Source organism: Bradyrhizobium canariense, assembly GCF_019402665.1.
In the GTDB taxonomy this organism is placed as follows: domain Bacteria; phylum Pseudomonadota; class Alphaproteobacteria; order Rhizobiales; family Xanthobacteraceae; genus Bradyrhizobium; species Bradyrhizobium canariense.
The window spans coordinates 58,006-81,928 of the sequence record NZ_VSST01000020.1 but is presented as its reverse complement, the minus strand read 5'-3'; the positions used below and the strand labels follow the sequence as shown (position 1 = coordinate 81,928).

Annotated in this window: 24 protein-coding genes and 2 pseudogenes; 6 read left to right on the top strand and 20 right to left on the bottom strand. The window is 60.3% G+C overall.

Features of this window, described 5'->3' with window-relative positions:
* Positions 1-24: 24 nt before the first annotated feature.
* Positions 25-285 carry a hypothetical protein gene (locus FXB41_RS11115; protein ID WP_219681794.1) on the bottom strand — a complete coding sequence of 87 codons (261 nt, stop codon included), beginning with the start codon at positions 283-285 and terminating at the stop codon, positions 25-27.
* A gap of 438 nt (positions 286-723) precedes the next feature.
* Complete coding sequence (locus FXB41_RS11110; RefSeq protein ID WP_219681793.1) at positions 724-1,449, bottom strand: hypothetical protein; 726 nt, start codon at positions 1,447-1,449, stop codon at positions 724-726.
* A gap of 24 nt (positions 1,450-1,473) precedes the next feature.
* Between FXB41_RS11110 and FXB41_RS11105 the strand changes: the two genes are divergently transcribed.
* Positions 1,474-1,701 (top strand): hypothetical protein, encoded by a 228-nt coding sequence (locus tag FXB41_RS11105; RefSeq protein WP_219681792.1) that lies wholly within the window; start codon positions 1,474-1,476, stop codon positions 1,699-1,701.
* A gap of 403 nt (positions 1,702-2,104) precedes the next feature.
* Here the strand turns inward: FXB41_RS11105 and FXB41_RS11100 are convergent, their stop codons facing one another.
* Positions 2,105-2,257 carry a hypothetical protein gene (locus tag FXB41_RS11100; RefSeq protein ID WP_219681791.1) on the bottom strand — a complete coding sequence of 51 codons (153 nt, stop codon included), beginning with the start codon at positions 2,255-2,257 and terminating at the stop codon, positions 2,105-2,107.
* A 669-nt stretch (positions 2,258-2,926) separates the two neighbouring features.
* On the opposite strand from FXB41_RS11100, the gene FXB41_RS11095 reads away from it, so the two are divergent.
* Positions 2,927-3,862: an ArdC family protein gene (locus tag FXB41_RS11095; RefSeq protein WP_219681790.1), complete on the top strand. Its 936-nt coding sequence runs from the start codon at positions 2,927-2,929 to the stop codon at positions 3,860-3,862.
* 114 nt (positions 3,863-3,976) lie between these two features.
* Here FXB41_RS11095 and FXB41_RS11090 read toward each other — a convergent pair whose 3' ends face one another.
* A complete protein-coding gene (locus FXB41_RS11090) occupies positions 3,977-4,324 on the bottom strand; it encodes a hypothetical protein (protein WP_219681789.1) in 348 nt (115 codons plus the stop codon).
* A gap of 471 nt (positions 4,325-4,795) precedes the next feature.
* Between FXB41_RS11090 and FXB41_RS11085 the strand changes: the two genes are divergently transcribed.
* Positions 4,796-6,370 (top strand): type IV secretory system conjugative DNA transfer family protein, encoded by a 1,575-nt coding sequence (locus tag FXB41_RS11085; protein WP_376707497.1) that lies wholly within the window; start codon positions 4,796-4,798, stop codon positions 6,368-6,370.
* A gap of 16 nt (positions 6,371-6,386) precedes the next feature.
* Here the strand turns inward: FXB41_RS11085 and FXB41_RS11080 are convergent, their stop codons facing one another.
* Genes FXB41_RS11080 through FXB41_RS11070 form a run of 3 tightly spaced genes read right to left on the bottom strand, consistent with a single transcriptional unit; the run spans position 6,387 to position 8,111 of the window.
* Positions 6,387-6,926: a hypothetical protein gene (locus tag FXB41_RS11080; RefSeq protein ID WP_219681787.1), complete on the bottom strand. Its 540-nt coding sequence runs from the start codon at positions 6,924-6,926 to the stop codon at positions 6,387-6,389.
* Positions 6,923-7,642 carry a P-loop NTPase family protein gene (locus tag FXB41_RS11075; protein ID WP_219681786.1) on the bottom strand — a complete coding sequence of 240 codons (720 nt, stop codon included), beginning with the start codon at positions 7,640-7,642 and terminating at the stop codon, positions 6,923-6,925. The genes FXB41_RS11080 and FXB41_RS11075 overlap by 4 nt, the downstream gene beginning before the upstream one ends.
* A 4-nt stretch (positions 7,643-7,646) precedes the next feature.
* The gene (locus FXB41_RS11070) at positions 7,647-8,111 is read right to left on the bottom strand and encodes a hypothetical protein (RefSeq protein WP_219681785.1); all 465 of its coding nucleotides are present in this window, start codon (positions 8,109-8,111) and stop codon (positions 7,647-7,649) included.
* A 240-nt stretch (positions 8,112-8,351) separates the two neighbouring features.
* On the opposite strand from FXB41_RS11070, the gene FXB41_RS11065 reads away from it, so the two are divergent.
* On the top strand, positions 8,352-8,618 hold the full coding sequence (locus FXB41_RS11065) for a hypothetical protein (protein ID WP_219681784.1): 267 nt from the start codon (positions 8,352-8,354) through the stop codon (positions 8,616-8,618).
* Positions 8,615-11,458 carry a MobF family relaxase gene (mobF, locus tag FXB41_RS11060; protein ID WP_283843420.1) on the top strand — a complete coding sequence of 948 codons (2,844 nt, stop codon included), beginning with the start codon at positions 8,615-8,617 and terminating at the stop codon, positions 11,456-11,458. Before FXB41_RS11065 ends, mobF begins: the two co-directional genes overlap by 4 nt.
* A gap of 343 nt (positions 11,459-11,801) precedes the next feature.
* Here mobF and FXB41_RS41925 read toward each other — a convergent pair whose 3' ends face one another.
* From FXB41_RS41925 to FXB41_RS11015, 10 genes and pseudogenes are all read right to left on the bottom strand, one after another.
* On the bottom strand, positions 11,802-12,101 hold the full coding sequence (locus tag FXB41_RS41925; protein WP_376707496.1) for an alpha/beta hydrolase: 300 nt from the start codon (positions 12,099-12,101) through the stop codon (positions 11,802-11,804).
* A gap of 210 nt (positions 12,102-12,311) precedes the next feature.
* Positions 12,312-12,472 (bottom strand): annotated as a pseudogene (locus tag FXB41_RS40600) (IS481 family transposase); the annotation flags it as partial.
* Positions 12,473-12,477: 5 nt separating this feature from the next.
* A pseudogene (locus FXB41_RS11050) lies at positions 12,478-13,122 on the bottom strand (bifunctional 5,10-methylenetetrahydrofolate dehydrogenase/5,10-methenyltetrahydrofolate cyclohydrolase); the annotation flags it as partial.
* Positions 13,123-13,478: 356 nt separating this feature from the next.
* Positions 13,479-14,255, bottom strand: coding sequence for a benzoate diol dehydrogenase BenD (gene benD, locus FXB41_RS11045; protein WP_219681781.1), 777 nt, complete (start codon positions 14,253-14,255; stop codon positions 13,479-13,481).
* Complete coding sequence (gene benC / locus FXB41_RS11040; RefSeq protein WP_219681780.1) at positions 14,252-15,274, bottom strand: benzoate 1,2-dioxygenase electron transfer component BenC; 1,023 nt, start codon at positions 15,272-15,274, stop codon at positions 14,252-14,254. Before benC ends, benD begins: the two co-directional genes overlap by 4 nt.
* 31 nt (positions 15,275-15,305) lie before the next feature.
* Positions 15,306-15,794: a benzoate 1,2-dioxygenase small subunit gene (gene benB, locus FXB41_RS11035; protein ID WP_376707495.1), complete on the bottom strand. Its 489-nt coding sequence runs from the start codon at positions 15,792-15,794 to the stop codon at positions 15,306-15,308.
* Positions 15,795-15,826: 32 nt separating this feature from the next.
* A complete protein-coding gene (locus FXB41_RS11030; RefSeq protein ID WP_219681778.1) occupies positions 15,827-17,197 on the bottom strand; it encodes a Rieske 2Fe-2S domain-containing protein in 1,371 nt (456 codons plus the stop codon).
* A 44-nt stretch (positions 17,198-17,241) separates the two neighbouring features.
* Positions 17,242-18,135, bottom strand: a complete 894-nt coding sequence (locus FXB41_RS11025; RefSeq protein WP_219681777.1) for a dioxygenase family protein — start codon at positions 18,133-18,135, stop codon at positions 17,242-17,244.
* Positions 18,136-18,189: 54 nt separating this feature from the next.
* Positions 18,190-18,480 (bottom strand): muconolactone Delta-isomerase, encoded by a 291-nt coding sequence (catC, locus tag FXB41_RS11020; protein ID WP_151646639.1) that lies wholly within the window; start codon positions 18,478-18,480, stop codon positions 18,190-18,192.
* Between the two features lie 3 nt (positions 18,481-18,483).
* Positions 18,484-19,644 carry a muconate/chloromuconate family cycloisomerase gene (locus FXB41_RS11015; RefSeq protein ID WP_311985825.1) on the bottom strand — a complete coding sequence of 387 codons (1,161 nt, stop codon included), beginning with the start codon at positions 19,642-19,644 and terminating at the stop codon, positions 18,484-18,486.
* 106 nt (positions 19,645-19,750) lie between these two features.
* Between FXB41_RS11015 and FXB41_RS11010 the strand changes: the two genes are divergently transcribed.
* A complete protein-coding gene (locus FXB41_RS11010; protein ID WP_219681776.1) occupies positions 19,751-20,677 on the top strand; it encodes a LysR family transcriptional regulator in 927 nt (308 codons plus the stop codon).
* A gap of 54 nt (positions 20,678-20,731) precedes the next feature.
* On the opposite strand, the gene FXB41_RS11005 is transcribed toward FXB41_RS11010, so the two are convergent.
* The 3 genes from FXB41_RS11005 to FXB41_RS10995 are packed head-to-tail and all read right to left on the bottom strand — an operon-like array spanning position 20,732 to position 23,912.
* Positions 20,732-21,373, bottom strand: a complete 642-nt coding sequence (locus FXB41_RS11005; protein WP_219681775.1) for a trimeric intracellular cation channel family protein — start codon at positions 21,371-21,373, stop codon at positions 20,732-20,734.
* A gap of 59 nt (positions 21,374-21,432) precedes the next feature.
* On the bottom strand, positions 21,433-22,701 hold the full coding sequence (locus FXB41_RS11000) for a M20 family metallopeptidase (RefSeq protein ID WP_219681774.1): 1,269 nt from the start codon (positions 22,699-22,701) through the stop codon (positions 21,433-21,435).
* 53 nt (positions 22,702-22,754) lie between these two features.
* Complete coding sequence (locus FXB41_RS10995) at positions 22,755-23,912, bottom strand: OpgC domain-containing protein (protein WP_219681773.1); 1,158 nt, start codon at positions 23,910-23,912, stop codon at positions 22,755-22,757.
* Between the last annotated feature and the right edge of the window lie 11 nt (positions 23,913-23,923).

The following is a 23,923-nucleotide window of genomic DNA, read 5'->3' as shown; positions in this document are numbered from 1 at the left end:
CCCCCCATTAGTGAGAACCGTAGCTCACAATTTGAACTCCACCGACTCTTTTCCGCCGGTTGTGGACATCCGGGCCTTCAAGGCATCGACTTCCTTGCTCAAGGCGCGGATAATTTTGGTGACATCAGACTCGTCAAATTGATAGGCGTTTTTGTTGCCCAATTTGCCGATCACTCGGATCGCCTTGATCGCGTTAACGGTGCGGCTTTCGGCCAGTTCAACGAACTTTTGTCGCTTCGCGTTCACCGCGGGGGCTTCCTTTGAGGGCGATGTTTTTTCCAGCATTTTGGGTTTCCTCGTGCAGTGATTGCGCCAAATTTAGAGATGTTATTGTCTCTAAATTACAGGACTTTTAGAGTCCAGAAGAATCACGAAAATGCGCGTAGGAAATTGCACTCGTCGCGATATCAAAGAATCGCGTGTAATATCAAAGGGATGCGTGAGGGCGGCTCTTGGCGTGCGCTCGCTGCGCCTCTGCTGAGGGTCGAAGTACGATCCTGCCGAGCCGGCCGCGGGAGCGCGGACATCACATCAAGCGGCCCTCAAATGGGGAGCGGTAAGCTTTGGCACGTGTCGAGACCAGGATATAACGGTGGAGCTTTTCCAGCCGGACGCATGGCGGGAGTGCGTGCGGCCGGCCACGCGCCGAAACAACGTGCCGGCTGTCGTTCAGTCTTCAAAGGGTTTCGACTTTCGGTCGTCCCTCAGTTTGAAATTTGACGATCAGAAGACCGCTCCATCAGGAGGAGCGATATTCGGCCACCACTCTGCAATGGTCGCGCAGGCGGCATCCATATTGTTAAACCGGCTCACGGCATCTGTTGGGGCGCGATGGCAGATCCCGCCAGAGGCATCTATGGTGAGGCAAAGTTGGCCTTCGGGTTCTGCCTCCGGCTCGGTTGCTGTGTGGTGCAGGTAGCCCAGCATAAAGGCCGATTGCCAGTTCGCGACTTCGGACGAAAGGGATTTCCCTTTGGCATAACGGAATGCCGCGCCGCCCACTCTGATTTTGTTGGTCTTGGTCAAGCGACGGAGCCGAAATTGTATTTCGGTGGTGACTTTGACGCCGTTCAGCTCGATAGGATGGGACTTGCCCGGCGGGTGAAACTCGACATTCGGCAAGTCCAAATTCGGGAAGACCTCCGCAAAACGGTCAATATAATCAGCATTATGATCAAGCAAGTCTCGATCGAACTCGCTATCGGCCATGCGGTTTCGCAGACCGCTTGCTTTTTCAGTGAGTATTGCGGTGTCGCCCTCTCCGTCGCGAAGGAACTTGGATATCGTTGATTTGGCCTCATCGTGCTGAACGAGACGGGCAATCGGCTGATATTTGCATCCTCTCAAGATCGTGCGACGTGTGCGCTCCGAGGCTGCCATAAAATCTGAAAGGTAACGGGCCGAAATTTTCGGTTGGTTAACCATTCGGTGAGTCTTCTGAACAGGCATAAATCAAGCTCCTAGGTGAGTGTCATGGCAAACTTTTATTTCAGTGTGGGCCTTGATAACGACCGCACACTTTGTGTTGCGCCTCTGACCAACCGGAAGATCGCGATGGCTGGGGTAGAGGTGCCAGACCCAAGCGGATACTTTCTGTACGAGCGGCGCGGATCCGAGGATTTCGGAGGCGTCGAAATAATCGCTCAGGTCTTCTCTGAGGAGGCGGCGTTACGGCTTCGTGATATGTTCAACATGGCTTAGGCCGCCGCGCTTTTCTTATAAGGGCCGCGCTTCGCCGGGCCGATTCGCGAGCGTCGATCAATGCTACCACATCGCTCATAACCATCGGGGATGAAACGAAGTCGGCAGCCATTGCTGGCGTCATGCGCAGCGTCTTGTGCTGCTTGGTGAAATTGTACCAGACGAAACAGAGCGAGAGCGCGTGCTAGTGGTTTTCGACCTTCTTTTGCGCATGGCGAGCTTCTGGCGCTCCACGTAGGACGCGGAAATGTGCGCCATGTCGAGCGAGCCAAGGATCAAATCCTTATCGATGCCAATTAGCTTAGCGCGGCTGTAGTGCTCCTGAGCCTGGGAGTCGCTGCCGTGGTCTTCACCGACAAGCCGCAATCGATGCCGTCGGCGCCGCGGGTCGAACTAGTAGCATTCAAATAGCCCGGTGACCGTCCGTGGTGAGCTGGCCGCGGTTGGCGATGCGAAGCTTCAAATCTTCCATGAGCGCACTGGCGGCGCTCGCGTCACGATCACCAGCCAGCCAGGTCAGGATCAGCTTGGAATCGGCATCGATCGCGGTCCACATCCACACCTCACCGGAGCCGATCGGCGGCGCTCGCGACGTTCTTGGCCTTGGCAGATTTCATCGCACTGAATAGGTTCTGACTTCACGTTGCGCACGGTCAGTCGTGGAATGCGGAACAAGCGTTGCTGGCATCGATCAAGAACTTGGCGGCCGTATTCAGGAAAATGTCGGCCAGCCGTATCCTTCGTTCACTGATGCGGTCGTTGACTTTCTGCCGGCGCATGTGCCGATAGCCAGTTCTTACGCGCCACCTATGGATAAGGGGAGGGCGCCGTCTCGTCTCCGGCCGGATCTCTTGGAGGCGGCCGCTCTGGGCCTACCGGGAAGCATGTACCCTCCGCCGTTGGCTCTTGTTGTTGTTATCTGCGAAGGCGCTGATCGCCGGCCCGCGCCCGTCTGCGAGGCCGTGCCCGCAGCGATACGTCTCAGATAATGACCGGTATCGCCGAAAGGTCCGGGCCAAGGCCCCGATCGTATCCACGCAACCGCGCCGCCTAACTATTTTCCCCGCCTCGCTGTGCTGCGGCTTCCCCGCGGAAGTCAAAATAGTCGGCTCTCAGCGGCCCTCCGCGCTGCTTCGGCATAAAGGTGCGTGTCGATCGCCTGTCGTCGTCAGGACCGTCATCGAGACGCAATCAAGCGGGCTCGGAGGCAAACGAAAAACTGACCATGGCAATCATCGGATCCTTCACTAAGAACAACCCCACACGCCCCGACATTTATCAACGCGTCACTGACGCTATCATCCGCGACCTGGAGCAGGGTACGCGCAGCTGGATCAAGCCTTGGACGACGTCCTCCAAAAAATCGGCAATCCGTCCGCTTCGCCATGACGGCACGCCCTACCGCGGCATCAATGTTCTCATTCTCTGGTCCGAGGCTGCCGGCCGCGGCTACGCGTCGTCGACTTGGATGACCTATCGCCAAGCTCAATCTTTGGGCGGCCATGTCCGCAAAGGCGAGTGCGGCACCACGATTGTGTACGCCAAGACCATCGAACGTAGCAACGACGACGACCCTGCGGCCGGCGAAGTGACAATCGAACGCATACCTCTGTTACGAGCTTACACCGTGTTCAACGCCGATCAGGTCGATGGCCTGCAGCTGCCATTGTCCGCGAATTCGTCACTGAGCGCAGAGGCTCCGTCCACGCGGATCGACCGCGCGGATAAGTTCATCGCCGCGACCGGCGCTACCATCGTGCACAAAGGCAATCGTGCTTGCTTCATTCCGTCGCGCGACATCATCGAAATGCCGCTCTATAGACAATTCGTCGACACGCCCACATCAAGCGCTGGAGAAGCTTACTATGCGACCTTGCTCCATGAACTGATCCACTACACATCCTCGCCCGGGCGGTGCAATCGAGATATTGGTAAGAGCTTTGGCGACAACGCCTATGCACGCGAGGAACTTGTCGCCGAACTCGGAGCGGCATTCCTCTGTGCGGATCTCGGCATCGCTCCCGAACCGAGACCCGATCATGCCGCCTATCTTGCGACCTGGTTGACTGTACTCAAATCGGACAAGCGGGCGATTTTTAGCGCGGCCGCCTTGGCTCAGAAGGCAACCGATTGGCTGGTGGCCAAGAGCGGTGCCGGGTGATGGGCAACCGGAGCATCGCCCCCGCCAAATGCGATCTGGTGAAGGGAAACGCTCAGTAATTTGCATGCGGCGAGGTCCGAGGTCTTGCTCAGACGCCCGCCAACCATTGCTAATTCAAGTATCCCAGTGCACGGGCACGTGTCGTCCTTTGTACTTCTCTAACGTGGTTTTTGCGAGTTGGCTGGGATCCTTGCGTAACAGGCGCTGTAGGTTCGTGCGCTCGTACTCGTGACCTGACAAGAGGGTCGCGTCCAGGTACTCTAGGCCGCGCTCCACCTCGGGAACGATTACCGATCGCCACCCGTCTCGGTAGAGCACCCCCGCTTCCCTGTTTTTGACTTCGATCGGCAAGGCTTCTGCGATCGGACCGTGCCAAGCGAATCTCAATAAGCAGCCGACCTCCTCAGGCAATGCAGCGTTTTCTGTCTCGGTGAAATTGGCGCATTGATCTTGCGCAATCATGTGTCGGCTCACCCTAAACTCGGTTGCGACAATGCTGCAGCCAAAGTCCACGGTCGTACGGTGGTATAGAATCATGGGCATCCAATTTCGCTCTTAGCTAAATGCGACTTCCGTCCATTCGTCGCGAAAGCAACGAAATGATTTGTCGGGGGCACTTCCTATCCTGGCATGCGCAAATGCCCGGTTAAATCCAGGCGACAAATTTGAACCGTCGTATTCTGTTTGGTCGCTGCCAGGATCTGCTACGAAGGCCGTTAGCCGAAGAGGCGCCGGTAACGCCGAGATACGTTTGCAGAGATGTGACCAGCAATTGTTAACGCCTGACCGGGTATCACCCAGCCCATGCACAGTCATTCTCGTTTCGGTCGCGTTTGTGTCACCATCGTCCTGGTCTTAGCAGTGCTCGCGTTCGGGTATCCCGCCGCATTTATCGTTCAACATGGCTGGAATCCAGCGGCTTGGCCTGGTAATGTGCCTTTGACGCCTTTCGTATGGCTCCGCGAGCTGTCGACCGAGCCAGGTGTCCATTACACCAATGCCACTCTCATATTCGGAACGTACCGGGAGATGTATTCCGGGCAAGCCGCTGCGTTCGTCGGTGGTGGCTCCTTCGAAGCCATGACGCTTGGGATGGCCACGCTTTTCCTGAGCTCCTTGATCATCCTCGGCGGCAAGGTTGTCCCGCTACGTGATCCCACGAACATGTACGGCAGCGCGCAATGGGCTTCGAAGGGTGATCGTGCTCGTTTGGATCGCGGTCTCGAGATGGGAATTGATCCCGATACTGGTCGGCCCATTCGCATCCGGGTCGAAGGTAACCTGCTTACAATTGCGCCGCCGCGTACCGGTAAAACAAACGGGTTCATCATTCCTAACTTGGTATTTCCGGAAGCCGGTGCGTGGGCCGGTCCGGCCGTTGTTATTGATCCTAAAGGCGATGCTTTTCGCGCGACGCGGCGTCGTCGAGCAGGGATCGGCAAGACGGTCCGTTGCATCGATCCTCTAGGTCTGGCGGACGGCACGGATCGATGGAATCCTTTGTCCCGCACAGACCCGAACGATGTGCTCTATCTGCAGAGCATGGCACGCGCCCTATTGCCGCCAGGCGACCCCAACGTGAGGGACAGTTCCTACTTCCAGGAGCGCGCCGTCGACCTTATCGTGGCCTCGATCGTCGCGACCATCCGCAACAACCGGGCCGACCCCGTCGGCGCCGCACAGCTGCTCCTGGACCAACCAGCCTTCCTCTCCGCGCTTGAAAATCGAACGGATCAGATTTCCGTGGCGGCGCGCAATATTCTGACCATGGATGAGAAAAGCCGCGCAAGTATCGTTTCGACGGCGGAGCTGGCAACGCAGTGGTTGCGTGATGAGCGTATGCAGGCCGCGGTTCAGAACCACACGTTCGAACTGGCCGACCTGAGAAGCGGAGAGGTTGACCTGTTCATCGTGCTACCGGCCGATGAACGGAAGGAGACGTTGGCGCCGTATGTCCGTTGGCTGCTCGCCGATCTTTTCGCTACAGTCCGTCAGGAGAAACCCACGGAACGCATCATCGTTTTCATTGACGAGGCTTTCGTGCTCGGCCGGTTCGATGCGATTCTCAAGGGAGCGGGCGAATTGCCAGGCTATGGAATCTCACTGTGGACCTTTTGGCAGTCCCGGCACCAACTTATCGAAACCTACGGCCCCGCCGGCGCAGAGACCTTTATTGGTACGGCGGAGGTGGTCAACCTGTTCAACTTGCCAGCAGCCCAACCTGACGAAGCGGAACATTGGTCGAGAGCTATTGGTACCTACACAGGGGTGAAAGTCACGAAAGCGCGGGACCCCAAAACTGGGCAGATTAGCGAAACCCAGACCGCCGAAGCGGTTCGTCTGGTGCCGCAGAGCGACCTGCCAAAATTCTTGCAGCAATGGCAAGTGATGTTCCTGACCAGCAGGGCCCATACGGCTGATCCGATCCAATTACGCCGAACGCTCGCTTACAACGATGCTCGCTTCGGCGGGCTCGTTGATGCCGTCGCGCCGATAGGGCGGAATTAATCGTTGCCATCCAATTTCACTGTACAGTCGTCTCATAGGTCGCGTAACCTGCTCCCTCGATCCAACGGCGCGCGATAGCGGATGTGCCCGTCAGACGCTTGATGGCGAGGTTGCCACCGGCAGGCATCTCCTTTCGCTCCTGTGTTCCGTTGGGAAGTGTCCAGAGTGGCGCGAACGGCCGTGATAGCGCTACGACTTCGTAGGTGTTTTTCCAAGCCGTGTACGTCAGCGCTCCTGCGGGAAAAATGAAGACGATTGCGATCGCAAGTGCTGGCGCATGTCTGAGTAGTCCCCGCATTCTCCGAAGAGACCATGTGCTGGGCAATTTGATCGATCGGCGCGAACTTCGATTCTTGAGCTTCGCCTCAATCGAGTTTCGTAGCTTCAGTCGATCGTCGCGCGTCAGCAGCGGGTCATCAATTGCGTTCAACCGGCGTGCTGGCGGCAACTCCATTAGTTCAGCCAAGCGGCTTTCACTGGCACGCTGAACTTCCGCCTCAGCCGCCTCCGCGCGCTCGTTCGCCGTCTGGTAGCGCTGGCGTAGGCGCTTATTCATCCGACCAGCCACTCTGCTGCCGGACGTACAGCCTGCATGGCTTCGAGACGAAACCGCTCGAGGTCCTTGCGGATTCGTACGGCCGATGCGATGCCGTGTTTCTCGCGCAATTTGGCCGGGTCAAGTTTACCGATCATGAGGAGACCGCCGGCCTGGAGGTACTCGTCAGCGCCGTCTTCCATGGACTGATGGTCAAACGACGTAACTTTGGCGCTATCGCCAGATTTCTTGAGCCATGCTGCATCGACAGCGCCGTGTAGGCGGTTCTCGACCAGAAACCTCGCCTTAGTCCAGGGTTTTGCCAACGACAGCAGCTTAGGGGCCTCTGCGAGCGCACCCGGGTCGTTGGTCACGACAACGCAGGCGCCGAACTCAAGACCTTCATCCGATAGGGTGGGTGCGATTTCGGACAACATCGTGAGGAATGTCATCGAGGTATTCGCGCCGACGTCAACGATGGTTGACATCTTCGTCTGTGCGATCGCGTCAATGACGGCATCGAACTCTGCTCTGGATGCCTTGCCGCCTGACTTTTCGATTTCCTCTCGGGTGGCTCTCATCTTGAAAAAGCTGACGCGGTCGCCAAGCTCATGCATGCGGCGGCTCGCATCAATCTCGAACACAGGGGTGCCCTCGACGGCCTCGGCAAGAGCTCGCGCAAAAACCGTCTTGCCAACGCCACCTTTCTCCTGGGTGATCAACAAAATCCGCGGCATTCATTCATTCCTTTTTCAATACGGTTTGAAGTTTTTCGAAAGCGGCCCGCCTAAGGTCGTCCTCGGTCGACGGCAGCGGGACATTGGAGGCCTCTGCAGAACTTGCGAGGTCGGGCGAAAGGGTCAGGCGCTTGAAGGGCTCAGCTGGGCGCATAGCTGTGTCGCCTCTGTCGCGATTGGCCTTCTTGGCGGCTTTCCTACGCCCGCGGGCCTCAATTTGGCTGATGAGAGCCGTCAGACGTTTGGCCGTCAGCGGGATGCGGTCTTTGCCTTGCACGACGCCTTGTGCGGCGAGCGCTTCAGCTATCGCCGGCCAAGACACCCCATCTTCACGAAGCTGGCGGATAGCGGGAAGGGCTTCCCTGATCACCTTGGTCGCACCAGTGGTTTCCTGGCCGAGAGGCGATGCGGTTCGCGCGTCCTGTAGGCGCTGCGCATCTTGGCGAAGTTTTTTGTGATCCAAAGGCATCGGGGCCGGACCATAGGCCGACCATGCCGCACTAGCGAGGACTAGCGGTACTAGCGGTTACCATCACCTTGACTAGCAAAGTACCATTTATTCTTATTTGCACACCACACGCACTAAAGTTGCCATCCACTAACCACATTGGGACCGGGCAGCGAATCGAGGGTTGATGCACGGCTCATCTCATGCGACGGCCCAAGGCGGCGGTCAAGTTGCCATCATTGCGAATTGCTGGGAGAGCGCATGCAGACCTACAGGGTGCAGATCGAGCCGAAGCTTTCCGAGCGGCTCGAACAGGCCGCTCGCGTCGCGAAAATCGCGCCGGCCGAACTGATTGCGCAGTGCGTTGAGCAGCACCTGGATATCGCTCTTCGGTATGTCGCGCTCCTTGATCGCCTGGACTCGGTCGATCAGGGGCTCTTGGACCTGGCGAGCCTTGTCGGTGAGGCTTCCGCTGGCGGCGGCGTCGAGGTGTCCAGCATCTGCCGGTATTCGCCTCCGAAGGTATGACCGCCTCGCTCCATACGTTGGGCGCCGGCCGCGACGCCGGTTTGTACTACGTCAACGATCCCAATCGCGAGGCGCGCCCGAGGAGCCGGGACGAGTACTACATTCGGGACGGTGGTGGCGTTTGGTGGACAACGGGCGAAACGATCGTTCGGCACGGTGCTGCGATTGACAAGGAGAGCTTTCGAGATCTTTGCGCGGGGATTGATCCGCGTACCGGGGAGCGACTCGTCCGCGGTGCAGGACCGAAGCATCGAGCCGGATGGGACATCACGTTTTCTGCCCCGAAATCGCTATCCATTTTGTGGATGGCGGCAGACGAGCGGCAGCGTGCAACACTGCACGCGCTGCACCGGGCTGCGGTTGAGGATGCTCTCAAATTCTTGGTGGACGAACGCCTCGTTGAAGTCCGGTTGGGTGCTGGCGGATATCTCCGCGAGCCCGCCGCCGACGTTATCGTAGGTCGCTTCGATCACTACACCTCGCGTGAGGGTGACCCCAACATCCACACGCACGCCGTTTTGATGAACGTAGCTCGATCCGGTGAAAAATTCCGCACCTTTGAGCCCGAAAAACTGTTTGAGTACCAGCTCGTCCTCGGCGCGGCGTTCAGAGCCTCGTTGGCCCACCGCTTGGCAGCTATCGGATTTTCGCTGCGCGAAGCTGGGCGCTATCAATTCGAAATTGCCGGCATCCCACAAGGTGTGATCGAAACGTTTTCGAAGCGATCGCGTCAGATAGAGGAGCTTGTCGGACGTGACGCGACCGGCGCGCAAAAGGAACTGGCAGCGCTCGCAACGCGTGGGTCAAAAGATGAAGTCCCGGTTGGTGAGATCCTAGAGGCTCGCTGGGAAGATGAACTCGCGCAAACCGCCACCGATCCATGGAAGGCGGTGCGCGACTTCGTGCCTGGTCGAGAGGTCGATGCGGCCGTCGAACCCGACCTTGATCCTCCAGAAATTGAAGGGACCGGTCCGGTTGCACTTGCCGCATCGAAGCTCTTTCGGCACCAAAGCGTGATTGCCCGCAAGGAGCTGTTGCACGGAGCACTCATCGAGGCCGGCATCGGCACAGTCGGCATAGATAAGGTTTGGTCGGAGTTGCGGTCGTATGAGGAGCACGGAATTCTGCAGTCGCTCGCGGGCAAGGAGAGGACAGAGTGCTGGACGACACCAGCGATCGCCGCCGCCGAAGCCAGCCTATTACGATCGGCGGATCGCCTGAACGAGCAGGATTGGTTTCAACCCGACGCAATTGCGACAGCGCTCGTCAATGCGCCTTACCTGTCCAGGGAACAGGCAGATGCCATTAGGTTCGCCGCCAATCGTGATGGCGTATCTATCTGCGAGGCGCCCGCCGGCACCGGTAAAACAGTGATGACCCAGGCGCTAGTCGAAGCGGCCCAGCGCTCCGGCCTCAAAATTCTGGGATTAGCACCCACCTGGGTTGCTGCCGACGAACTTTCTAAATCTTGCGGTATTGAAGCCCGCGCTATCGCCAAATGGCGATACGATCATGAGCGTGGAATCGGCTCCGCAATCGATACCAATACCCTCATTGTTGTCGATGAGACCGGCTTGGCCGGTGTGCGGGATCTCGAAACGATCTTAAAGGTGGCGCATGAAACGCACGCAAAGGTTGTATGTCTCGGGGATCGCCGCCAGCTCCAAGCAGTGCCGGGAGGGAGTGCGCTAAAAGCGATCTCCGACGTGATCGCGCGCGGTGCGGTTCTATCGCAAGTGCGTCGACAAACGCTTGAGTGGCAGCGCGCGGCCTCAATGGTGATGGCAAGAGGCGATTCCAACGCGGGTCTGCGGGCTTACGCGCGGCATGAAAGGCTAGAACTGGTGTCGGGCGAAGCCAAGGCGCAGGCCCGCGTTATAGAGACGTGGGATAATTATCGCGACGTGCATGGGGACGACGTCCTGATCATTACACGCCGGAATTCGGATGCCGCAGCCCTTAATAGAGCAGCGCGCGCAGTCTTGCGTTCGGAAGGCCGGCTGGTGGGCGAAGATCTATCTGTGCTTGCGGTTGGTCGCGACAAGAAAATTGGCTCGATTGAACTCGCCCAGGGCGACCTGATTAGATTCAGTGAAAATCTGGCACAATTTGGCATCCGCAATGGGTCTCGTGGCACGATCGAACGCATAGAACGCGATGACACTGAAGTAAAATTGGCTGTTCGGCTCGAGGACGGCCGTTTGATCGAGACGCCATGGGCATTGTTGACTCGCGATCGCGGCGAACGTTCGCCTCTGCCGCCTCGCGTTTCACTGGCCTATGCAGGTACTGCGTATTCTGTCCAGGGTCGCACGTCTGCTGCTGCCGTGCTGTATGTAGCAAAACCAACTGACGCGAGGGAGATCTATGTGGGCCTTACCCGGCATAAGATGGATGCCTTTGTCATAGCCGAACGCGACCGTCTCGAAGCTAAGGTCCTGAAGCGCCAACTTGATTCACACAACGCTCCCACGGAGATTGCAATTCGCGAGCGGCTTTTCAGCGAGGCGACGTCTTACGCAGAGAAGGCGAACGTCGTGGATTTTGCTGAGGATCGCATTGAATTCGCACGGACCGGCCAACTTGAAATGCGACGCGAGGCAGGATCGCTCAATCTTGCTCGAGTTGCACTGGCGGCACGGCGGATATTGGAGGCCGCACGCGAAATATCGGTTGATACGTCTCTCACCATCCCCGTTTGGCGGTTGATCGACAGTGCGCGCCAGATCAGACAAGATGTTGCGCAACGCTTGAGCCAGACTCTTCAAGCCATTAGGAACCGCATACATATGAGAGCCAAAGAGCGCATGGTCCCTCGCGATTGGGATCAGGGACGTTGACACGAGCCGAAGGTGGCTGCGAGGTCAATCTCTTACCGCCAGAACGAGATCTCGGGTTTTCTGCGCGTGACCGGCAAGCGAATCCGCCAGAGCCACCGAATAACAAGGATTCCAATAAACGCCGTCGAGTTTTGTGACTCGCGCTGTGTACCAGGGGAGCTAGTGCGCGACGCAAGGACGGAAGCTGGTCTCTAGCTCCGTTAATCAGATTACCGCCTTAGGACGATCGCTGGCACTCTGGTAGTGCTGATCTGCTGCTCATTGGCAAGCCGTTCGTGGATCATGCTCACGACCGACGTCACGTTGTCGAGCGCTCGCGAATGAGCGCGTCCGCGCAGCCGGGTCAAATCGAATAGCTCGACGCCCTCTCGTCGAAAGTCGGTGGCATAAGGCTCTTGGTCCGGAACGATGCCCCGAGGCGGATTGCGCCTCCATGGAGCGACTTGGATTGCTTCAATACGGCATCGTCCTGGGACACGAACAGTGCGAAGCGAGGCCTACCCGAACCCATGTCGTGCAACTGCGAACGGAAGCTTTCAGCGTCGACATCTGGCGCAACGAAGAGGACGTTTTTGATTTTGGCCCCTATCCGGCCCGCTATCGCTCTCGCGCGCCACGTCTCGAAGGTGAGGAAGCGCCCCACGGAATGACACAGGACCGTCACTTCCTTGACGTTCGGTGTGGCAGCGCGGAGTCTAGTCAAACGCGCGTCATTGGCCTCGAAGCGATAGCGCGACGGTGTGGCTTGAGGAACACGGTTGTGAACAGGGCGTCCAAGGTTGACCCATCGCCGCTTGCTGGATCAATATCTTAGTTCGCCAATTGGCGTCGGGACCCCAAGCGATTTACAATCTGAGAAGGCGAGGCACGAGGCATCGTCGATTGCGACGTGGACGAACTCGTGACCGGCGCCACGGCTTGCGCTCTTCTGGCGATTGCCGGTGATGCGATGGCCGGCTTGTCGAATCTTCCGAATGTCTTGATCTCGATTTGGATGATTTCGCTGGGGTGCTTGGGGGCTAGGATACGTCGAGCGTCCAAGCGGGTCTCGGTAACGCATGTAACCGGGCCGTCGCCTCCACCGTGTTGCGCAGGAGGCATGCGATGGTCATCGGGCCGACGCCGCCCGGCACCGGCGTGATGGCTCCTGCCACTTTGCTGGCTTCGTCGAAAGCGACGTCGCCGACGAGCTTGCTCTTGCCCTCGTCGGTGGTGATGCGATTGATGCCGACATCGACGATCAGTGCGCCAGGCTTTATCCAATCGCCGCGCACAAACCGCGGCCGACCAACCGCAGCCACGACAATGTCCGCCCGCCGGCAAACGTCGGGCAGGTTCTTTGTCCGCGAGTGAGCAACCGTGACCGTGCAACTCGCCCTCATGAGCAGCTGCGCCATCGGCTTGCCGACAATGTTCGATCGTCCGATCACCACCGCATCGAGACCGGCGAGATCCGGGCGCACCGATCGCAGCATGAGCATGCAGCCAAGCGGGGTGCAGGGGATGAGGCTTGGGACGCCAGTCGCGAGGCGCCCGACATTGCTCGGATGGAATCCATCGACGTCCTTCGCAGGCTCGATCGCCTCGAGAATTCGTTGCGCGTTGATGTGAGCCGGGAGAGGCAGCTGAACCAGGATTCCGGCGACACGCTCATCCGTATTGATGTGAATCGGCGCCGGGGTCACGTCGCTTGAAGTACCGGCAGTATCCGTCTGAACAAAATTAAAAAAGCCAAGTTGGGGTGGGGTCACGATCGGCGCCGATCGGGACCCCACCTCAACGCAGATTAGGTCAGCTGCGGCAAGGAATTGCCGCCGTTACTTCAACGGGCCGAGTTCGGCGCCGATTGACATTACGTTCGCAATCGTTGACTTCACTTGGCTGTCACTAAGAACATTGCAACTGCAGACGATCACGGTGCGCTCCTATTTGTCATGCCGAGTTGCAGAAAAACAATCTCTACTGCGGGCGCGGTCTATAATCCGTACGGCGATCGTATGTGGGCGCACAGGGGAATCCGTTACCCAAGGTCGCCACCGGCGACAGGCAGAATGTCACCGGTGATGTAGCTCGCTTCGTCCGAAGCGAGGAACAAGATTGGCGCTACTTGTTCGTCAATCGCGGCGTAGCGCTTGAGGAAACTGGAATAATTTACCTGCTCGACGGTCTCGGCCATCCACTCCTGCTCCTCGATGGTGTCGCCCTCAGCGTTGCGGGGAATGCGGCGGGGTGGGGCCTCGGTACCGCCAGGCGCTGTCGCCACTACACGGATATTGCGGGGGGCATATTCCATCGCCAAGCTCTGCGTAACGGCGTTGACCCCACCCTTCGCCGCGGAATAGGGCACGCGGTGAATCCCACGGGTTGCATTCGACGACACGTTGACGATCGTGCCCCGGCCGCTCTTGAGGAAGTGCGGCAGCACGGCATGGCAACACCACAGCGTGGGCATCAGCGAACGCTGGATCTCCGCCGCGATCTGCCCGGGCTCGAATCGGTCGTATGGCCGCATCCGGATCGCGCCGCCGACGTTATTGATGAGGATATCTATACCGCCGAAGCGGCCCACCGCCTCGGCCATCGCGCCCGAAGCCCCGTCGTAAGTCTCGAGATCGCAAACAAAACCGTGTCCCCGAGCGCCTGCTTCCGTCGCGACGTCGTTCACGAAATCCGCGCGATCGACGAACAGGACATCGCCGCCCTCGGCTGCGGCGCGCAGCGCCACGGCCCGCCCGATACCTTGCGCGGCGCCTGTCACAACCAGTCTCTTTCCGGCAAAGCGGTCAGCGAAGATCATGCCGCCACCGCTTCGGTTGCAGAAAACTTCTCATAGAAGAAATGCGAAGGCTTGACGCCCTTCTCCGTGAAGAAGGCCCGTACCGCCTCGACCATCGGCGGGGGACCGCACAGATAGACGTCGCAATCGCCGGCGTTGAGATGCTCGTCGGCGAGATGTGCGGTGACGTAGCCCTTCAACGGATGCGAACTCTCCTGGCTCGCGACACAGGTCGCCCAGGTCAGCGTCGGAAGCTTCTTGGCAAGTGCCTCTATCCTCTCGATCTCGACCAGGTCGCCGTCGTTTGTGACGCCGTAGATCAGGTGCACCGGCTGATCGGTGCCGCGATCCGCAAGGACTTCCAGCATCGACAGAATCGGCGCCAGTCCCGTGCCGCCGGCGAGCATGACGACCGGGCGCTCTAGCGCCCGCAGGAAGAAGCTTCCTTGCGGACCGACAAACGTCATCCGGGCGCCGGTCTTGGCATCTTTGGCGAGCCAGCCGCTCATCAGACCGCCCGGTACGTTGCGGATGAGGAAGCTGGCTTCCGTTGCTCCGACCTTCGAACTGAAGGAGTAGGAGCGGTGCTCGCTCGTCCCCGGCACCGTGAGATTCACGTATTGGCCCGGCAGGAATCCGAGCGCGTCGGGTTTATCGAGCTTGAGCTTGAGGATGATGGTGCTGTCCGAGACGAGTTCGACCGAGCTCACCTCCCCGCCGTGCTCGGCTGGCTTCACCTTGCAGGCTCCGGACGGCACCGGAACGGCTATGACGCAATCCGAGGATGCCACCATCTGGCAGGTCAGAACCATTCCCTCTTCGGCTTCCGCTTCGCTCAGCGCGTCCTCGAGATACTCGTCGCCGAGATCATATTCGCCCTGCTCGCAGCGGCATTTGCAGGTGCCGCAGACACCGTCCGAGCAGTCCATCGGCAGATTGATCTTGTTGCGGTAGGCCGCGTCGAGGACCTTCTCACCCTCGTTGCATTCGATGAAGCGGGTGGCTCCGTCCTCGAAATTGAGTGCCACGCGATAGGTCATGTCACCTCTCCAGTCATTCGGACGCGGCGCGTCAGATGTGATAGACGTCGATCACCTGGTGGATGTAGTCGCTCTTCAGGACGACCTTTTTCGCCACGATGCGCGGCTCGTCGCCTTTCGTATCGAGCGTGTAGAAGGCAGTGCCGAAGAAGCTGTCCGTTTTCTTGTAGCGGTGGCTCAACGTGTGCCAGTTGAAGCGCAGATCCAGCTCCCCGTCGTGCTCCTCCACAATCTCGATATTCGAGATGTTGTGACTGGTCCGCGGCTCCGGAGTGCTCGCACCAGAGCGCTCGGTCTTGATCCGGAAGACGCGGTCTTCCAGTCCTTCGCGGTTGGGGTAGTAGATCAACGAGATATCCTTCTGAGGGTCCTCGACCAATTGGTCGTCATCGTCCCAGGACGGCATCCAGAAGTGGACGTCGGGTGAATAGAGCTTGATCCATTCGTCCCACTGCCGATCGTCCAGGAGGCGCGCTTCGCGATAGAGGAATGCCCTCACCTGCTCGAGGTCGAACTTCACCGAAGGCGAGAGAGTGGCGGTGGCTGCGATGGTCATGCTGCTTCTCCCTGCGTGGGGGCGAACCGAGCCGTCTCGCCGCCACTCCGGAGGATCGCCTCGCGGAGCGCTTTCGCCCAGAATTCATGCTGGCGCACGAATAGGCCTTCGTCCTCGCTGCGCTCACCGCTCAGGAGCGGCTTCAGGCCGATCGCCTTGGCGTTCTCGTCCGGACCGTCGATCCAGTGCACCGCGCCCCGGCTTAGATCGTTCCAGAGATCGCCGGCGCCGATATAGGCCGTCTGGCATGCGCGAAACTCCTCAAGGTCGTCCGGCGTGCCCATTCCGGAGACGTTGAAGAAATCTTCGTACTGACGGATACGGATTGCCCGCTCCTTGGCATCCTCGCCCTTCGGGGCGAAGCAGTAGATCGTGACCTCGGTCTTGTCGACGCTGATGGGCCGCACGACGCGGATCTGCGTCGAGAACTGGTCCATCAGATAGACGTTCGGATAGATCCCGAGATTGCGTGTCTGCCCGACGATGAAGCCGGCGCGGTCCTTGCCAAGCCGGGCTTCGAGCGCCTCCCTGTGATTGAACACCGGGCGGACCTCGGGATTGAGCAGGTTGGTCCATAGCAGGATGTGACCGTTCTCGAAGCTGTAGACACCGCCCACGCTCTTGGACCAGCCGTTGGCGTCGACCGTCTTCGTTCCCTCGTTTTCGTAATTGCGGTGGCCCATCGTCGCCGAGTAGTTCCAGTGGACCGAGCTCACATGATAGCCATCGGCGCCGTTCTCCATCTGGAGCTTCCAGTTGCCGTCGTAGACGTAGGAGGAGTTGCCGCGCAGCACCTCGATGCCGTCAGGAGCTCCATCGACGATCTGGTCGATCACGGCCTTGGCGCCGCCGAGGTGATCTTCGAGAGACGGGACGTCCGCATTCAGGCTGCCGAAAAGAAAGCCCCGATAGCTCTCGAACCTGGGCACCCTCGCCAAGTCGTGCGAGCCCTGCGTATTGAACGAGGCCGGATAATCGCCAGTCTTGCCGTCCTTCACCTTCAACAGTTTGCCCGTATTGCTGAAGGTCCAACCATGGAAGGGACAGGTAAAGCTGCCCTTGTTGCCGTGCTTGCGCCGGCACAGCATAGCTCCACGGTGAGCGCAAGCGTTGATCATGGCGTGGAGCTCGCCGGCCTTGTCGCGGGTGATCATGATCGGCTTGCGGCCGATCCAAGCACTGAAGTAGTCGTTGTTGTCGGGGATCTGGCTTTCGTGCGCCAGAAACACCCAGTTGCCCTCGAAGATGTGCTGCATTTCGAGGTCGTACATCTCTGCGTCGGTGAAGATGTCGCGACGGCACCTGAACAGTCCGCGCTCCTTGTCTTCGACCACCGCGCCGTCAATGCGCTCCAGTACCGTCGTCATAGTTCCTCTCCTATGCTTTCCTTTTTGCGTCGGTATGCCGAGGTCTACGCAGCCTCGGCGCGCGGTCGGGACGAGAAGTGCTCGTCGGCGCCGTCGGAGGCACGTTGGAGCTGGAAGTCGAAGTTGATGTAGGCACTATCGCCCTGGCGCTGCGGCACCGGCAGCAGGCCGTCGCGGGTGGCGAAGGCGAAGTCGTCGGCAGCATGCGGATCGTCGCCGAAGTTGATCTGCGTGGTCAGTTTGCGATAACCGGGCGCTTCGATGAAGAAATGGACGTGTGCCGGACGATGGCCGTGGCGCCCGATCGCCTTCATCAGCGTGTCCGTGGCGCCGCCCGGCGGTACGGAGTAGCCGTTCGGCATTTTGGAATGGAACGCGTACCTGCCGTCCGGACCAAGCTTGATGCGTGCGCGGTTGTTGAAGGGAGTTTGCTCCCGCGTCGGGTCGAAATGCGAGTACCAGCCCTGTGAGTTGGCGTGCCAGACGTGCAGGACGGCATCCTTGACCGGTTCGCCGTCGGGACCTGTAACACGACCCCTCATGTACAGACTGCCGGTCTCGTCAGCATCCTTGGTCAGATTGACATCACCTTCCTGCAGCGGCGCGCCCGCCACATAGAGCGGTCCCTCGATCGTGCGCGGCGTGCCACCAGTCAGTCCCGCCTCGGCGTCCTTTGCGTCCATGAAAAGATCGAGGAAATGTTCCAGTCCGGTGCCCGGCACCAGCAAGCCGTATTCCGGCGCGCCCTTCTGCAGGAAATTCACCGCGCCCCAAAATTCGTCCTCGCTGACGTCGTGGCGGGCGATGATCTCGGCGCCGGCCTCGACGATGTCGCGCACGATCGCTTTCAGACGGGCGTCACCGTTCGGTTGATTGAGGCCGGCAGCCTTGTCGAGCAGGGCCTGGACTTCCGGGGTCTTCACGAAGCTCGCATCCATGTCGTCTCTCCCTTGGTTTTGTGTCCGCTGCGCGGACGTTCGTGGTTCGAAGCGTTAGCGGTCGTCTTCATGCAGAGAGGACGGGTGCCGGCAGAGCGGCGTCACCTCCATCTCCATGAAGGGATAGAGCGGCAGGCTCGTCAGGATATCGTGGAGCTCGGAATTGCTTTCGACATCGAAGATGCTGACGTTCGCGTAGCAGCCAACGACGCGCCAGATGTGCCGCCACTTGCCGGCGCGTTGCAGTTCCTGGAAGCGCTCCTTCTCGCGCGCCTTGAGGCGCTCGGCTTCCTGTTTGTCGAAATCCAACGGGATCCGCACGTTCATCTGGACCATCGTCAGCATGGCTCAAGCTCCCTTCGCGACGACGTGCAAGGTCGGCGCGGTACGGTCGCGGCGGAACCGAGCGATCTTGTCCTCGTCGAGCGCGATGCCGAGGCCGGGTCCGGTTGGGACGCCCAGGGTGAAATCCGCGTAGTCGAGGGGCTCGGCGAGGATCTCCTCCGTAAGCAGCAGCGGGCCGAAGAGTTCGGTGCCCCATGCGAGTTTCGGAAAGGTGGCGAAGAGATGAGCCGAGGCCGCCGTGCCGACGCCGGCCTCGAGCATGGTGCCGCCGTAGAGGCCGACGCCCGAAGCGTCGGCAATGGCGGCGACGTCGCGCCCGGCATGGAGACCACCCGACTGCGCGATTTTCACCGCAAACACGCGGGCCGCCGCGCTTGCGGCGACGCGGAAGGCATCCCGCGGACCGTGCAGCGCCTCGTCTGCCATCAGCGGAATGCCGTGGCGCGCGGAGAGACGCGCCATAGCCGCGAGCGCGTCGCGTGCGACCGGCTGCTCGACCAGATCGCAGCCGGCGTCCTCCAGCATCTTCATGCCGACGTCGGCCTGCGCCTCGTCCCATCCCTGATTGACGTCCACCCGGACGCTGCCGCGGCTTCCGACGGCCTTCTTGATCGCCGCCACGTGCGCCACGTCGTCGGCCACGCTGCGCTTGCCGATCTTCAGCTTGAAGATCGAGTGCCGCCTCGCCTCGATCATCGCCTCGGCTTCCTCGATGTCGCGCGCGGTATTTCCGCTCGCGAGCGTCCAGGCTACGGCCAAGCGATCGCGGACGCGGCCGCCGCCGATCAGTTCCGAGACGGGCACGCCGAGCCGCTTGCCTGCAGCATCGAGCAAGGCCGTCTCCACCGCGCATTTGGCGATGTGGTTGCCGACAACACTTCGGCCGATTTTCGCCATCGTCTCGGCGACGCGGGAGACGTCGCAGGTCTTCAGGACCGGCGTGATGTAGGTGTCGATGGCGAGCTTGATGCCTTCGGGGCTTTCATCACCGTAGCTGAGGCCACCGATCGTGGTGCCCTCGCCGATCCCCACGACACCGTCCGGACAATCGATCCGGACCAGGACCACCGCCTGGCTACGCATCGTCGCCATCGCCAGGACGTGCGGCCGAATGGTGGGGACGTCGACGATAAAGGTATCAATATGGGCGGGCTTCAGTGTCACGTCGTTTCCTCGATTTCTCAGTTCTTGCCTGAGAAGTACGGGCAGACGGCGCGTTCGGCAAAGATCGTTTGGGTTTACATACTATACCTACAGGGTATAGTTAGGCATGGACCTCCGGCAGCTGCGCTATTTCGTGACCGTCGCCAACGAGCGCAATTTCTCGCGCGCCGCGGACCGGCTGCACATCGCCCAGCCGCCGCTGAGCCGGCAGATCCAGCATCTCGAAGCCGAGGTCGGTGCCGAGCTGATCGACCGCTCGTCGCGGCCGCTGCGGCTGACCGAGCCGGGCCGGCTCTTCTACGAACAGTCCATCCAGGTGCTCGCGCGTGTCGAGGAGATGCGCACGATGATGAAGCGTACGCTCAAGATCGAGAAGAGACGGTTCGTCATTGGGTTCGTGGGTTCGGTACTCTACGGGCACCTGCCCGAACTCATCCGGGAGTTCCGCCGCGCGGCACCGGAGGTCGAACTCCATCTGGTCGAGCTCGTCACTCTTGAGCAGATTGCCGCCCTCAAAGAGGGCCGGATCGACATTGGATTTGGACGCGTGCGCTTCGATGATGACGAGGTTCGCCGCATCATCTTGCGCGAGGAGCAGCTGGTGGTCGCCCTGCCGATGGATCACCCTTTGGAAAAGCAGAGCGGTCCCGTGTCGCTTGAGCAACTCGCCGAAGAGCGCCTCATTCTCTACCCTCGCGCGCCCCGCCCGGGCTACGCCGACCAGGTCATCGCCCTCTTCCATGATCGAGGGCTCGAACCTCGGGTTGCACATGAAGCGCGCGAACTTCAGATTGCGGTCGGCCTCGTCGCCGCCGAGGAAGGCGCCTGCATCGTGCCGGTCTCGGTACAGAAATCGCGGGTCGAAGGCGTGCGTTATAAGCGACTGGCCGAACCTGCGACGTCTCCCATCATCATGAGCCACCGCTTGGGCGACAAGATGCCGGAACTTGGAGTGATGGCGGACGTCATCGCCCGAATGTATCAAATTTGGGGCTACGACGTGCCCGACGCGCTGCTGCGTTTCGACCTATGAAAGTGATTGGCCGACGAGGTTCAACGCAGATTGTTCGGCAAAGACGATGCGACGTCACTTCCGGAAATTTGGCGGCTCCTCCGCGATCTCCGACTTCGCGACGGGAAGTTGCCATTTGTAACGGATCGCCAATAAGCGAAGTCCGAAGCAAAGAACCAATGCCACGACGACGACCGGCGTGATCGGCAACTGCAGCAGGTGACCGATCACCACGACGGCTGCAGCGGCGAGCGCCGCGACGGCATAGAGCTCGGCGCGCAGCACGGTCGGTATTTCGGCCATCAGCACGTCCCGCACCATACCTCCGCCGATCCCGGTCACCATGCCGAGCACCACGGACATGACCGGATTAAGACCTTGCGCGAGCGCCTTCGAAGAGCCTGCCACAGCGAAGAACGCCAATCCCGCGGCATCGAACACCAAGATCGCGGTCGATAGCCGCACTATGAGCGACGACAAGAAGAACGTGACGAGGCCGGCAAAAAGCGACACGCCGAGATACCGCAGGTCGACAAGCGCCGCGGGCGGGACCGCCCCGATCAGGATATCGCGCGTGATGCCTCCGGAGTTCGCGGCCGCGAAGGACAGGACGAGGACCCCGAAGATGTCCAAACGTCGTTTGACGCCCGCCAGCGCGCCGCTCAGAGCGAAGACGAAGGTGCCCGTCAGGTCGAGCACCAGCGAGAGCTTCTCCATACTTTCCAACCTTCCTTATCGCGATGGATCGAAGACGCGTCCCACGGCCCAGAACCGACCTACGCCGGCATCCACGCTCGCGCCGCGACGACTAGGGATTCCACTCCTGTCTCCAGCGTAGGATGGAGTACGGGCGCGAATTTCGGGCTATGGTTCACCGGGAGCTCGTTGAGCTTGTTCGCGTCTCTCGCCTTCGCATAGACGTCCGGATCGGTGCCTCCGACGAACCAGAAGACCGACGGAACGTGCCACTCCCCACCAAAAGACCCGAAATCCTCGCTCGCGGGCGCGGGCCCGGTAGGCCGGACACGTGCGGCGCCGAAGTGTCCGCGGAACGCCTCCACCACGCGTTGGGTGGCTTCCTGATTGTTCACGTTAAGCGGATAGTGGTCGATCGTCGTGATCTCTGGCTTCCGGGGCGCACCCGATGCGGCCGCTTCGGCGTTGACGATCCGTTCGATCGCCGCCAGCACGCGTGTGCGCACTCCGGCATCGAAGGTCCGTACGTTGAGCTTGATGATGGCATCGTCAGGGATGACGTTCTCCTTCGTGCCGGCCTGGAGGACGCCGACGGTCAGGACGGCCGACTCGGTCGCGGCCACCTCACGCGAAACGATCGTCTGCAGACGCAGCACGGTCGAGGCCGCCATGACGACCGGGTCGATGCTGGCCTGCGGCATCGAGCCGTGGGCTCCCCGCCCGAACAGCTTGATCTGCAGGCTGTCCGCGGCCGAGGTGATCGCGCCGGCGCGCCCGGCGACCGTGCCGGCCGGCCCCACCATCACGTGTTGTCCGAGGATCACGTCGGGTTTAGGGAAGCGCTTGAACAGGCCGTCGTCGATCATCGCCTGCGCGCCCTCGCCGGTCTCTTCCGCCGGCTGGAAGACGGCCATGAGCGTACCGCGCCAGGAACTCCGCGCTTCCGCGAGCAGCTTCGTCGCGCCCGCAAGCCAAGTGACGTGCATGTCGTGACCGCACATGTGCGACACGGGGACAGTGTTGCCGTCCCTGTCAGTGGCGGTCACCTTGCTGGCGTACGGCAGGCCCGTCGCCTCCTGGACCGGCAGCGCGTCCATGTCGGCTCGCAGCATGACGGTCGGACCGTCGCCGTTGCGAAGCAGGCCCACCACGCCGGTCTTGCCGACGCCCGACGTCACTTCAAAGCCCGCCGCCGTGAGCCGCTTCGCCGCGATCCCCGCCGTGCGCGTTTCCTGCATCGACAGTTCAGGATGGGAATGGACGTCCTTGTAGAGGTCGGCCAGGTCGGGAAGCAGGGCGCCGAGGTTGCGCAGCGCCGGATCGGAGGAAGTCTGCTTGGTCGTATTCACGGTCGTCTCCTTCGCGGTTGGGGCAGTAGCTTGCTGGTCTTCAAGTTCGATTTTTACCCGCTCGTCCTTGCTATTGCCGAGGGCGGCGATTTCTTCTTGTCCGCGGCCTTCGACCAGGAGCGGTAGTAGGCGACGGCCGTCATCAGCGCGACGCCGACGACGCTGACAACGATCTGCATCCAAATCGAGCCGGATACTTCGACGAGAACCACGTGCGCCCCAACGGCCAGGAACACGCCGGTACAGAATACCTCGAGCGATTGCTGACCGCATTTGACAAGCGGCTGAAACAGCGGCCGTTGGAGCGGCGGCCAGTCACGCGGCAGGAAGCGGTTGATGAAGAAGGCAAGGACGATGAAGTGCAGGAGGCGATAGGGCGCCAGATTGGTCTTGTCGTTCGGATTGAACGCATCGAACAACCACGTGGGCATCATCGCGAGACCGATCTCCGGGAATCTTCCGGCCATAGTCATGACGAAGGCGAACAGCAGGTAGGCGAACCCAAACCACAACATGGCGCGCGACCGGATCAACGGTCGCGCTTCGATCGATCCGCCGAGCGCGAACCATCCGCCGAATATGAAGAGGAACTGCCAGCAGAAGGGATTGAAGTACCAGTATCCCGTCGGATAGGCAGCGAGATTCCACTCGAAATGCCGCGCCGCAAGATACAGCAGGAAGGACGCCGCGAGCGTCAGGTTCGGCAGTCGAAGCATGGTCCAGAGGACGGGCGGAAACACGGCCATCAGCAGAATGTACAGCGGCAGCACGTCCATGTTGACGGGTTTGAACGCCAGTATCAGCCCCTGGTAGAGCGTATCCGCCGGGTTCGCCATGAATCCGGCGACGTTGAATTCGTTCTCAAGATTGGGGTCGGCATAGCGCTTCGCCAAATATTCGATCTCGGCGATGTACATCACGAAAAGGATGACGTGCGCCACGTAGATCTGCCATGCGCGCCTGATCAGACGAGTGCCAGCTATCGTGAAGCCGCGATCGAGCATCATCCGCGCGTAGACGAACGAGGCGGTGTATCCGGAGATGAAGACGAACAGGTCGGCGGCATCGCTGAAGCCGTAGTTGCGCTGCGTGAGCCAATTGACCGCGTTGTTCGGGATGTGGTCCAGATAGATCGCCCAGTTCGCGAAACCACGCAGAACGTCGAGCCGATAGTCGCGGCCTTTCGGCGGCAGGATCGTCCGGATCTTCATGTCGAACGCCC

What these genes read in the sequence shown, in the direction of transcription:
- FXB41_RS11095 (WP_219681790.1), top strand. Translation starts at nt 2,927, where the DNA reads ATGGCAATCATCGGATCCTTCACTAAGAACAACCCCACACGCCCCGAC.
- FXB41_RS11110 (WP_219681793.1), bottom strand. Translation starts at nt 1,449, where the DNA reads ATGCCTGTTCAGAAGACTCACCGAATGGTTAACCAACCGAAAATTTCG.
- FXB41_RS11005 (WP_219681775.1), bottom strand. Translation starts at nt 21,373, where the DNA reads ATGGAGAAGCTCTCGCTGGTGCTCGACCTGACGGGCACCTTCGTCTTC.
- benD (WP_219681781.1), bottom strand. Translation starts at nt 14,255, where the DNA reads ATGATCTTCGCTGACCGCTTTGCCGGAAAGAGACTGGTTGTGACAGGC.
- FXB41_RS11070 (WP_219681785.1), bottom strand. Translation starts at nt 8,111, where the DNA reads ATGCCTTTGGATCACAAAAAACTTCGCCAAGATGCGCAGCGCCTACAG.
- FXB41_RS11090 (WP_219681789.1), bottom strand. Translation starts at nt 4,324, where the DNA reads ATGATTGCGCAAGATCAATGCGCCAATTTCACCGAGACAGAAAACGCT.
- FXB41_RS10995 (WP_219681773.1), bottom strand. Translation starts at nt 23,912, where the DNA reads ATGAAGATCCGGACGATCCTGCCGCCGAAAGGCCGCGACTATCGGCTC.
- FXB41_RS11100 (WP_219681791.1), bottom strand. Translation starts at nt 2,257, where the DNA reads ATGTGGACCGCGATCGATGCCGATTCCAAGCTGATCCTGACCTGGCTG.
- FXB41_RS11115 (WP_219681794.1), bottom strand. Translation starts at nt 285, where the DNA reads ATGCTGGAAAAAACATCGCCCTCAAAGGAAGCCCCCGCGGTGAACGCG.
- FXB41_RS11025 (WP_219681777.1), bottom strand. Translation starts at nt 18,135, where the DNA reads ATGGATGCGAGCTTCGTGAAGACCCCGGAAGTCCAGGCCCTGCTCGAC.
- FXB41_RS11105 (WP_219681792.1), top strand. Translation starts at nt 1,474, where the DNA reads ATGGCAAACTTTTATTTCAGTGTGGGCCTTGATAACGACCGCACACTT.
- FXB41_RS11075 (WP_219681786.1), bottom strand. Translation starts at nt 7,642, where the DNA reads ATGCCGCGGATTTTGTTGATCACCCAGGAGAAAGGTGGCGTTGGCAAG.
- mobF (WP_283843420.1), top strand. Translation starts at nt 8,615, where the DNA reads ATGACCGCCTCGCTCCATACGTTGGGCGCCGGCCGCGACGCCGGTTTG.
- FXB41_RS11080 (WP_219681787.1), bottom strand. Translation starts at nt 6,926, where the DNA reads ATGAATAAGCGCCTACGCCAGCGCTACCAGACGGCGAACGAGCGCGCG.
- catC (WP_151646639.1), bottom strand. Translation starts at nt 18,480, where the DNA reads ATGCTGACGATGGTCCAGATGAACGTGCGGATCCCGTTGGATTTCGAC.
- FXB41_RS11010 (WP_219681776.1), top strand. Translation starts at nt 19,751, where the DNA reads ATGGACCTCCGGCAGCTGCGCTATTTCGTGACCGTCGCCAACGAGCGC.
- FXB41_RS11065 (WP_219681784.1), top strand. Translation starts at nt 8,352, where the DNA reads ATGCAGACCTACAGGGTGCAGATCGAGCCGAAGCTTTCCGAGCGGCTC.
- benC (WP_219681780.1), bottom strand. Translation starts at nt 15,274, where the DNA reads ATGACCTATCGCGTGGCACTCAATTTCGAGGACGGAGCCACCCGCTTC.
- FXB41_RS11030 (WP_219681778.1), bottom strand. Translation starts at nt 17,197, where the DNA reads ATGACGACGGTACTGGAGCGCATTGACGGCGCGGTGGTCGAAGACAAG.